We start from the raw sequence: 10,110 nt of genomic DNA on the forward strand, positions 1-10,110 counted from the left end.
GGTCCCCGCTCCTCGAGGTGGTAGATCTCCATACCGGCTTCCCGACCCTGGAAGGCCTGCTGCTCGCCACCAACGGGGTGAGCTTCGCCGTGGAACGGGGCGCCACTCTGGCGTTGGTGGGCGAGTCGGGATCAGGTAAGAGCATGACGTGCCGATCGATCATCGGGCTGGTACCGAAGCCGGGAGAGGTCATAGACGGGCGGGTGGTGTTCAACGGACGCGACCTGCTCGGGCTGACGCGAGCAGAGCTCCGCAGGGTGCGCGGGGGCGAGATAGGGATGGTGTTCCAGGATCCGACCGCATCGCTCAACCCTGTCTACAAGGTAGGCAACCAGATCGTCGAGGTGCTCAAGATCCAGCGCGGGATGGGCACCCGGGAGGCAACCCGGAGGGCGATCGAACTGCTCGACCGGGTCGGCATCGCCTCGCCGGAGACGCAGTTCCACTCGTACCCCCACGAGATGAGCGGCGGGATGCGGCAGCGGGCCATGATCGCCAGCGCCATCGCCGCCGAACCGATGCTCCTGATCGCGGACGAACCCACCGCTGCGCTCGACGTGACCGTGCAGGCGCAGATCATGGCGCTGCTCAGCGAGCTGCAGCAGGACACGGGGATGGCGATGATCCTCGTCTCCCACGACTTTGGGGTCATCGCCCAGCACTGTGACCACGTCGCGGTGATGTACGCCGGCTACATAGTCGAGCAGGCGCCGGTCCAGGAGATTTTCGACCATCCGAGCCACCCTTACACGCAGGCACTGCTGGCATCGATCCCGCATCTCGACGCTGTCAACCGGTCGGAGATCGTTCCGGTCAAGGGGCAACCCCCGGAGCTCTCCAGGCTGCCTTCCGGATGCCCGTTCAGCCCCAGGTGCGGCTTCGTCAGGGATGGCTGCGACTCGGTTCCCATGTCGCTGCAAGCGGTGGGAGCCGACCACGTCACGGCCTGCCCGTACGTGACCTGGCGCGATCGCGAGGCCGGACCACCGGGCCACGGGGACGCGACGCCATGACCATGACGCGTCCACCGGAGGACTCGAGCCGGGACGTCCTGCTCCAGGTCGAGGGCCTCACCAAGGGCTACCCGGTACGCCGTACCTTGATGGAGCGGATGAGGAGAGCTCCGGCCCGGCGTCTGGTCGCCGTAGAGAACGTCTCGTTCAGGGTGCGCCGCCGTGAGGTGATGGGCATAGTCGGTGAGTCGGGAAGCGGCAAGACCACCCTCGGCCGGTGCCTGATCCGGCTGGTCGACCCCGATGACGGAAGCGTCCGGTTCGACGGCATCGACGTACGGTCCATCGAGGGAACCGAGTTGCGCCAACTGCGCCGCCGGGTCCAGATGGTCTTCCAGGATCCCTTCACCTCGTTGAATCCCAGGCTCACGGTGGGAGCGGCGATCCTGGAGGCAGGCAAGGTGCATGGCCTCGTCGACGCCGGCCAGGACGATGCCTTCGTGGCCGGGCATCTCGAAAGCGTCGGGCTCTCGGCCACGCTCGCCGATCGGCGTCCCAGGCAGCTGAGCGGCGGGCAGCGGCAGCGGGTCGCCATCGCCCGGGCTCTGGCAGTCGGCCCGGACATGCTGGTCGCAGACGAACCGGTGAGCGCACTCGACGTCTCCATCCAGGCCCAGATCATCAGCCTGTTCCGGGACCTGCAGGCCCGCCTGGGGCTCACGATGATCTTCATCGCCCACCAACTCTCCGTCGTCTCCCAGGTGGCCGACACGGTGGCGGTCATGTACATGGGGCGGATCGTGGAGCACGGACCGATCGAGAAGGTGTTCGGCCGACCCGAACACCCCTACACGCAGGCTCTCCTGGCCTCACGTCCCGACCCGGATCCCCGCCACAAGACCGAACCACCACTGCGCGGGGACGTCCCGTCACCCCTCGACATGCCCCCCGGGTGCAAGTTCTCCACGAGGTGTCCCTTCGTCGAGGACAGTTGCCGCGAGGCCGAACCCGCTCTCGAGCACACCGAGTCCCGGCACCTGGTAGCTTGCTACGTAAGGCCTCCGGCGCGGGAAGGCAGCTACTAGTGGATTCGCATCTTCGCCACACGGTGTGCGTTCGCTCGGACCGCGCCGGCGCGGTACCCGGTTCGCCTTCCCCGAGTAGTTGATGCGGCCGCCTGACTTCGAATTCCGCTCGGTCGGCACCGTCGACAAAGCCATCTCAGCCCTGAGCGGTGAGGACGGCGTCACGGCGCTGGCCGGAGGGCAGAGCCTCATCCCCATGATGCGCTTCCGGCTGATCCGGCCGTCGGTCGTGGTCGACATCGGCAGGATCGAGGGCTTGGGTTCCATCGGGTCATCGGACGGGCTCCTGGAGGTAGGCGCCCTCGTGACCACCGCCCGGCTGGCCCGCAGCGCGACCGTCCGCTCGCTCTCACCCTTGTGGGCCGAGACCGCCTCGGCCATCGCGGACCCGCTCGTCCGAAATCTCGGCACAGTGGGCGGCAACCTGGCTCATGCGGATCCGCTCAACGACCTGCCCGCCGCCCTGGTGGCGGCCCGGGGACAAGTGATCGTCGTGGGGCCGAGCGGAACGAGGACCGTCAGCAGTGACGATCTCTTCGTCGGGCCTTTCGAGACCTCGCTCCGACGAGGCGACCTGATCACCGGAATCCGGCTACCCCGTGGATCGGGAGGCGCTTACGAGAAGATGAAGAGGGCGGCGGCCGATTACGGAGTGGCTGCGGTTGCGGTCCAGCTCGCTATGGACGACGGGGGACGTATCACGCAGGCCGGCATCGCGGTGACCGGCGGGGCAGATGTAGCCGCTCGCGCTGCCGAAGCCGAAGAACTGCTGGTCGGGTCCGATCCGCGGCCGTCGACAATCGCCCGTGCTGCGTCGGCCACCGCTGCGTCGGGCCTCATGGTCACCGACGACCGGGGCAGCGCCCGGTACAAGCGAGAACTCGTGAAGGCGCTCGCCGGGCGCGCCATCGAGCGCGCCACCAACCGGGGTGATGGCACATGAGGGTCACGGTCGCGGTCAACGGCGTCACCCGCCGCGTCGACTGCCACCCCTCTACGCTGCTCGTGCACCTGCTGCGGGAGGAACTGGAGTTGACCGGCACGCACGTGGGATGCGACACGAGCAGCTGCGGCGCCTGCACAGTCATACTCGACGGGGCGGCGGTCAAGTCCTGTACCGTGCTTGCCGGCCAGGCCGACGGCCGCGAGATCGAGACGGTCGAGGGACTCGCCGACGGCCACCGGCTCTCACCCCTGCAGCAGGCCTTCGCCGATCACTTCGCCCTCCAGTGCGGATTCTGCACCTCCGGCTTCCTGATGGCCGCCACCGCTTTCCTACGCCAGAATCCCGAGCCCACGGAGGCGGAGGTCAGAAAGGCCCTCGAGGGAAACCTCTGCCGTTGCACCGGCTACCAGCACATCGTCGACGCGATCCTCTCCTGTGACACACCGGGAGACCAACGATGACGGCCATCGGCGCCCGCCTGCCCCGCAAGGAGGATGCCCGGATCCTGTCGGGCGGGGGCCGCTACGTGGACGACATCACGGTCCCCCATACGGTCCATGCCAGCTTCATGCGGAGCCCCTTCGCCCACGCCGACATCGCGTCGGTCGACTTGGAGCAGGCCCGCCGGGCGCCGGGGGTCGTCGCCGCCTACTCCGGAGCCGAGTCGGCCGGGTCGATGCCCCTCATTCCCAGCGCGGCCGCCGACGATTCGCCGCCCCGGACCCCCCTCACCGGAGACCGCGTCCATTACGTGGGAGAGCCGGTGGCGATGGTTCTGGCGACCGACCCGAGGAGCGCACTCAACGCCGCCGAACGAGCGGACATCGACTACGAACCCCTCCCCCACGTCCTGGATCCGTGGGAGGCGCTGTTACCGGACGCGCCGCTAGTGCATCCAGACCGGGGAACCAACAAGATCGGCGAGATACACAAGGTGCTAGGGGATCCCGACGGTGCGTTCGCCCGGGCCGACCACGTGGTGTCCCGGCGGTTGGCGGTGCAGCGCATCTCCGCCTCTCCGATGGAACCGCGGGCCATCCTGGCGGTGCCGGAGCCGGCCTCCGGCCACCTCACGGTGTGGCTCTCGTGCCAGGCCCCCCACACCCTCCGGACGTGGCTGGGTCACATCTTCGACCTGGACGAGTCCAAGCTGAGGATCGTCGCCCCCGATGTGGGCGGCGGGTTCGGCAGCAAGCTCAACCTGTACTCCGACGAACTGGCGGTCATCTGGGCAGCACTGGAGTTGGGTGTCCCGGTGAAGTGGGTCGAGACCAGGACCGAGAACTTCACGGCCGGCGTGCACGCCCGGGACCAGATCCACAACGCCGAGCTCGCCCTCGACGCCGGGGGGAAGATACTGGCCCTCCGCAGCCACTTCGTCGGCGATCTCGGCGCGTACTTCCACTTCTTCACACCGGTTGTCCCGGACCTGACGATCGACACGCTCACCGGTAACTACGACATACCCAGCGTCGACATCAAGCTGGAGAAGGTGTTCACCAACAAGATGTCGATCGAGGCGTTAAGAGGTTCGGGAAGGGCCGAGGCGACCTTCGTGCTGGAGCGGATGATCGAGGAAGCCGCCCGGGAGCTCGACCTGGACCCCGTGGAGATCCGGCTTCGCAACCTCGTCGCACCGGATCAACTGCCGTACGAGACCCCGTTCGGGCTCATGTACACCGGAGGTGACTACCCCGCTCTTCTGAGGCGAGCGGTGGAGTTGGTGGGATACGACTCGGTGCGGGCTCGTCAGGCGGAGGCGCGCCGGAACGGGCGGTACATCGGGGTGGGATTCGCCACCTACAACCTGCTGTGCGGCTTCTCCCCGTCGGGCCACGCCTGGAACCCGATGAAGTTCTTCCCCGGCCACGAGTCGACGCTGGTCCGGGTGGACCCCCAGGGCAAGGCGGTCGCCTACTCGGGTCTCTGCCCACAGGGGCAGGGTTCGGACACGATGGTCGCCCAGATCGTCGCCGACCAGCTCCAGATCCCCTTCGACCACATCACGGTCGTCCACGGCGACACCGAGACCATCCCGTTCGGGGGCGGCACCCACGGCAGCCGGGGCGCAGTGGTAGGCGGCCATGCCGCGCTGGTGGCGGCTCAACGCGTGGTCGAGAAGGCGCGGCAGGTGGCGGCGGCCATGCTCGAGGCGGCTCCCCAGGACATCGTGTTCGCGGACGGCTCATTCACCGTCGCCGGTAGCCCCGCGTCCACAGTCTCGTGGCAGGAGGTGGCCGACGAGGCACACTTCCTCAAACGCTGCGGGCCGATGTTCGAACCGGGGCTCGAAGCCACCGCCTTCTACGACCCGCCCGACGTCAACTTCGCCTTCGGCGCCAACGCAGCGGTCGTCGAGGTGGACACGGAGACCGGAAAGGTGAAGATCCTCGAGTTCGTGTCTGTGGACGACTATGGCGTGGGGATCAACCCCGGGATAGTCGACGGCCAGATACACGGCGGGATCGCCCAGGGAATCGGCCAGGCCCTCTACGAGCAGGTCAGCCATGACGAGGCGGGGCAGCTGCCGTCGGCCAGTTTCGCCTCCTACCTGCTCCCCTCCGCGATGGAGATGCCCCCGCTGAAGATGGACAACATCGTCTCGCCCTCGGACACCCCGCTCGGCGTGCGCGGCGTCGGCGAGTCCGGGACGCTGGCCTCGCCTCCCGCTATTGCGAACGCGGTCGCCGACGCCCTCGCTCCGTTCGGCGTCCGGATCGACCGGACCCCGCTCCGCCCGGACGTGGTCTGGGAGCTAATACACCCTGAATGATCGACGCGCATCGGCCAGGGCGACCAACCGGATCGATCCCTGCCATCCACGCCGCCAGCTCGATATTCTCTTTGTCGTCCCCTGAGGAGCATGCCATATGGGAGATCCCTCCGATGAGCGTGATCTGACACAGAGCCGGGCCGTCGCGGCCCGCGACGAGGCGGTCATCACGCCGTCGATGAAGTACCGGTTGTATCCGTTCGTGGTCGCTCGGTCGGACGGCGTCCGCATGTGGGACAAGGACGGCAACGAGTACCTCGACTGGATGGCGACCGGAGGTACTGCCGCCGCGGGATACGGTCACCCGAAGGTGCGGCAGGCGGCAATGGACGCCATCAACAACGAGTACAGCGGTCCGCTCGTCTGTTACATCCACGAACCGGCCGTCGAGCTGGCGGAGCGCCTGATCGACATCTTCCCCGGGGACTTCGCCAAGCAGGCCTGGTTCGGAGTCTCCGGCTCCGACGCGATGGACGTGCTCGCCAAGGTGGCGCCCATCGCATCGGGAAGGCCGCGCCTGATCTCCTACATCGGCGCCTTCCACGGTATGACGATCGGCTCCGGCGCCATCTCGGGCCACGGAGCGCTGACGCGCCCGATACCCGGCGGCCACATCACCAAGGCTCCGTATCCCAACCCCTACCGGTGCGCCTGGGGCCCGTGCGACAAGAGCGAGTGCTCCCTCAGATGCCTCGACTACCTGAAGAACGACCTGCTGGTCAACGTGTCGCCCTCGGACGAGACGGCGGCGATCTTCGCCGAGAGCATCCAGTCGGACAGCGGCGAGATCGTCCCGCCGGACAACTACTTCCCTGCCCTGCGGGAGCTGTGCGACGAGCGGGGGATGTGGTTGATATTCGACGAGGTCAAGGTAGGCCTGGGGCGGACGGGACGCATGTTCGGCTTCGAGCACTTCGGGATCGAGGCGGACGCGGTCGGGCTCGCCAAGCCGTTGGGAGGAGGCTTCCCGCTGTCGGCGGTGGTAGGCCGCCAGAAGATCCTCGATGTCGACCTCTACACGGCCTACACGCTGGGCGGCTCGCCGTTGGCCTGCTCCGCGGCGGTGGCCGTACTCGACGTGATCGAGGAGGAGGGCCTGGTCCGCAACGCTGAGGAGATGGGCAGGTACCTGCGCGACAAGCTCGACGAGATGAGAGCCGACCACCCGCTCATCGGGGACGTGCGCGGCAAGGGCCTCCTGATCGGGGTCGAGTTGGTGAAGGACCACCGGACCCGCGAGCCTGCCGAAACCGATGCGTACCGGCTCGCCTACCGCTGCTTCGAGCTCGGCCTGATACTGCTGGCTTTTGGCAACGTGATGGAGATCACCCCGCCGCTGACCATCACCCGGAGCGACGCCGATGAAGCATTGGACATCTTCGACCGCGCCCTAGCCGACATAGAGGCCGGCCGGTTCGACGACAGCAAGCTGCCCGATTTCCTGGGGCACTGATCGCACGACGCGGGTTTAACACCGGCTGGCGCAGCCGCCGAAACAGCAGGTAGCCCGCCATAACGCCAGCGAGACACCCTTAAGTGAACACCTACGAAGTTACGAGCACGCGGGCCAAGAAGGATGCCATCTGGTCCCGGCTGACGTCGTCGTAGGGACAGTAGGACAGCGGGTCGGCCTTGCAGCCTTTGGTCACCCCTGCGGCACGAAGTCCTTCGACGGCTGCGGCGTACCAAGCGTCCGCAGCGACGTCGGTGAAGACCCCCTGCGGTTCGACCTCGGTGATCGATTCGAAGGCTCCCGCCATCCACACCGCCATCTCGAGGCGGGTCAGCGGGTCGGTGGGACGGAAGGGGCTACCGGCTTGTTCAGGGAATACACCCAGGTCGGCGAGGCTCTCTACGTATCCCAAGTACCAGGCACCATCGGGAATGTCGGTGAACCGGCTGGCGGCTGGCGCGTCGTCTCCCGACTCGCCCAGCGCTCTTCCCAGGAATGCGGACATCTGCGCACGCGTTACCGGACGTCTAGGACAGAACCGGTCGTTGTCGGGCGGGTTGCAGCCCAGCGTGATTCCGAGCGCTGCGACTATCTCGATGTTCTCCTCGTGGGTGTTTCCGTCGTCATCCACGAAGCGGTTGTCGCTCTCTTCGGCCTCAGTATGTTCGCTCACCTCCACCAGGAAGCTGTCCCCGACGCGCCTTAGGATGTTCACAGCCATACCCTCCCAGGTGTAGCCTGCGCCGACATCCGCGAAGAGCCGGGTGGGCCTTTCCGTGGCGAAACAGGCCTGGTAGTCCGGGTATCGGAAGCAGTCGTCGGGTTGTTGGTCTATGAGATACGATTCGACGCCCTCAACGGGTATACCGGTGTCGTAGCCCTTCCTGACCCTTGCCCCGAGCGTCATGAAACTGCTGCTGTCCGATCGCAGGACCAGCATCTGGGTGCCTTCCTCCCCGATCGGATGGAGTCGATACACCGCTCGGCCTCCGCTGTGTATCCGGACCTCCTCCGGGTCGATCCAACCCGCCGCATACCTGTTGATCGCAACAGTGCCCACTTGGAGGCCGGCCACCGCATCGGTGTTGCTCATGACGTCCATCGGGTTGTCATAGTCACTGGTCCGGTACGAGTGAGGAAAACCGATCCCGTGTCCCATCTCGTGCGCGACGGTCGATATTTTGGGCAACGGGCCGAGAACGAAGTGTGTCGGAGGTAGAGAACCCGGCTCGGCCAGTACCTGACCGCCCAATTGCACCGTACGGGGGTTGTTGGGGTAGGTAACGGTAGCACCGTAGTCTATCTTCACCTCGACCGGCGAGGGGAACCCAATGGCTCCGAAGCTGCCGAAGCTTGCAGTGGTCACCATGTTGACGATTATCAGGACACCCTCGGGCCGGTCCTCCTCACGCATCCCCAACGAAGCCTCGTATACCGGAGAATTGCATCCTCCCCAGTTGTCGAACGCCGTCGCCTCTATCGTCCCGCCCACCCGGAACACCGGGCGGTAGCGGCCTCCCGACAACCAGTCGTAATAGGGTGCGATCTCGTCTTCGAATCGGGTCACCGCCGCCTCCGGCGAGAACTCCAAGGTCCCTTCCGGTACTTCGCAGATCCACACATCCCAGAGATCGTCTCTGTCCAAGCTGAAAAAGGTCGTGATGTTGTACGCGGCGATCAGGCCCAGCGGATCGTCGTCGTAGACAGTCCCCTCGTCTTCGGCTGCCCCCGCCACGGATGGGACCACCAGCAACACCGCCGCCAGAAGCACCACCAAAGAACGGAACCCGCGTCTCCTGCGGCGCCCAGCGGGCCTCATAGCCTCTGCCACCAATCGGCTGGTCCTCTCAACCAAGTTGCTTGGCATGTTGCCCTTTCCAACGTGAGTTTCACATGTATGAGGTCACCGCAAGCGAAGTGTTATGCATAACTCCTATGCGGAAGGTGCGAGACTCTGGGGCCTCCAAGGCCAATACTGTCCCAGCGATAGAGATAGCCGCACTCCGGGTGAGCTTATCGCGAAACTACAGTGAATGTCAGGCACCCTCGATCGCGAGACCCCGTGGCAATGTGGCTTCCGCGGAGACCCGGACACTAGCTTCGAATAGTAAAGGCGCGGTCGGGCTCGCCAAGCCGTTGGGAGGAGGCTTCCCGCTGTCGGCGGTGGTAGGCCGCCAGAAGATCCTCGATGTCGACCTCTACACGGCCTACACGCTGGGCGGCTCGCCGTTGGCCTGCTCCGCGGCGGTGGCCGTACTCGACGTGATCGAGGAGGAGGGCCTGGTCCGCAACGCTGAGGAGATGGGCAGGTACCTGCGCGACAAGCTCGACGAGATGAGAGCCGACCACCCGCTCATCGGGGACGTGCGCGGCAAGGGCCTCCTGATCGGGGTCGAGTTGGTGAAGGACCACCGGACCCGCGAGCCTGCCGAAACCGATGCGTACCGGCTCGCCTACCGCTGCTTCGAGCTCGGCCTGATACTGCTGGCTTTTGGCAACGTGATGGAGATCACCCCGCCGCTGACCATCACCCGGAGCGACGCCGATGAAGCATTGGACATCTTCGACCGCGCCCTAGCCGACATAGAGGCCGGCCGGTTCGACGACAGCAAGCTGCCCGATTTCCTGGGGCACTGATCGCTGGACATCGGCGCGTCGGGCCAGGGTCACCCACTAGACCGACACGACACTTCGGCCCTAGGTAACGGCTCTCGAGCCCTTCCCACGAGCTGACCTCCTTCCGGTTCGCCGGGTCTCGCATTCCGATCATCTGAGCCAATCCGCCGGCCCGTATTCACCTTCCTCGTACCTCCTAGCCCGCATCGGCACGCCGCCGCGCCGGTCCGATGGATTCTCAGATGTTTCCCACCTGGTCTTCAGGTGATTCACAGGTTGGGGTC

At 66.2% G+C, this 10,110-nt stretch carries 8 protein-coding genes; 7 read left to right on the top strand and 1 reads right to left on the bottom strand.

Annotation, left to right across the window (positions count from 1 at the left end; genetic code table 11):
* Nucleotides 1–17 precede the first annotated feature (17 nt).
* The 6 genes from OXK16_16060 to OXK16_16085 all read left to right on the top strand — a co-directional run bounded on the left by OXK16_16060 (nucleotide 18) and on the right by OXK16_16085 (nucleotide 7,210).
* Complete coding sequence (locus OXK16_16060) at nucleotides 18–1,013, top strand: ABC transporter ATP-binding protein (protein ID MDE0377457.1); 996 nt, start codon at nucleotides 18–20, stop codon at nucleotides 1,011–1,013.
* A complete protein-coding gene (locus OXK16_16065) occupies nucleotides 1,010–2,038 on the top strand; it encodes an ABC transporter ATP-binding protein (GenBank protein ID MDE0377458.1) in 1,029 nt (342 codons plus the stop codon). Before OXK16_16060 ends, OXK16_16065 begins: the two co-directional genes overlap by 4 nt.
* A gap of 82 nt (nucleotides 2,039–2,120) precedes the next feature.
* On the top strand, nucleotides 2,121–2,981 hold the full coding sequence (locus tag OXK16_16070) for a xanthine dehydrogenase family protein subunit M (GenBank protein MDE0377459.1): 861 nt from the start codon (nucleotides 2,121–2,123) through the stop codon (nucleotides 2,979–2,981).
* A complete protein-coding gene (locus tag OXK16_16075) occupies nucleotides 2,978–3,445 on the top strand; it encodes a (2Fe-2S)-binding protein (GenBank protein ID MDE0377460.1) in 468 nt (155 codons plus the stop codon). Before OXK16_16070 ends, OXK16_16075 begins: the two co-directional genes overlap by 4 nt.
* The gene (locus OXK16_16080; protein ID MDE0377461.1) at nucleotides 3,442–5,757 is read left to right on the top strand and encodes a xanthine dehydrogenase family protein molybdopterin-binding subunit; all 2,316 of its coding nucleotides are present in this window, start codon (nucleotides 3,442–3,444) and stop codon (nucleotides 5,755–5,757) included. The genes OXK16_16075 and OXK16_16080 overlap by 4 nt, the downstream gene beginning before the upstream one ends.
* Nucleotides 5,758–5,854: 97 nt before the next feature.
* The gene (locus OXK16_16085) at nucleotides 5,855–7,210 is read left to right on the top strand and encodes an aspartate aminotransferase family protein (GenBank protein MDE0377462.1); all 1,356 of its coding nucleotides are present in this window, start codon (nucleotides 5,855–5,857) and stop codon (nucleotides 7,208–7,210) included.
* 91 nt (nucleotides 7,211–7,301) lie between these two features.
* On the opposite strand, the gene OXK16_16090 is transcribed toward OXK16_16085, so the two are convergent.
* Nucleotides 7,302–9,029 (bottom strand): S-layer homology domain-containing protein, encoded by a 1,728-nt coding sequence (locus OXK16_16090; protein ID MDE0377463.1) that lies wholly within the window; start codon nucleotides 9,027–9,029, stop codon nucleotides 7,302–7,304.
* 116 nt (nucleotides 9,030–9,145) lie between these two features.
* On the opposite strand from OXK16_16090, the gene OXK16_16095 reads away from it, so the two are divergent.
* The gene (locus OXK16_16095) at nucleotides 9,146–9,847 is read left to right on the top strand and encodes an aminotransferase class III-fold pyridoxal phosphate-dependent enzyme (GenBank protein ID MDE0377464.1); all 702 of its coding nucleotides are present in this window, start codon (nucleotides 9,146–9,148) and stop codon (nucleotides 9,845–9,847) included.
* Nucleotides 9,848–10,110 lie beyond the last annotated feature (263 nt).

It is taken from the genome of bacterium (assembly GCA_028821235.1).
GTDB lineage: Bacteria > Actinomycetota > Acidimicrobiia > Spongiisociales > Spongiisociaceae > Spongiisocius.

Bases quoted from the DNA above. Each gene is read 5' to 3' on its own strand.
- OXK16_16065 (MDE0377458.1), top strand. From the start codon at position 1,010: ATGACCATGACGCGTCCACCGGAGGACTCGAGCCGGGACGTCCTGCTC.
- OXK16_16070 (MDE0377459.1), top strand. From the start codon at position 2,121: ATGCGGCCGCCTGACTTCGAATTCCGCTCGGTCGGCACCGTCGACAAA.
- OXK16_16075 (MDE0377460.1), top strand. From the start codon at position 2,978: ATGAGGGTCACGGTCGCGGTCAACGGCGTCACCCGCCGCGTCGACTGC.
- OXK16_16080 (MDE0377461.1), top strand. From the start codon at position 3,442: ATGACGGCCATCGGCGCCCGCCTGCCCCGCAAGGAGGATGCCCGGATC.
- OXK16_16085 (MDE0377462.1), top strand. From the start codon at position 5,855: ATGGGAGATCCCTCCGATGAGCGTGATCTGACACAGAGCCGGGCCGTC.
- OXK16_16090 (MDE0377463.1), bottom strand. From the start codon at position 9,029: ATGAGGCCCGCTGGGCGCCGCAGGAGACGCGGGTTCCGTTCTTTGGTG.
- OXK16_16095 (MDE0377464.1), top strand. From the start codon at position 9,146: ATGCGGAAGGTGCGAGACTCTGGGGCCTCCAAGGCCAATACTGTCCCA.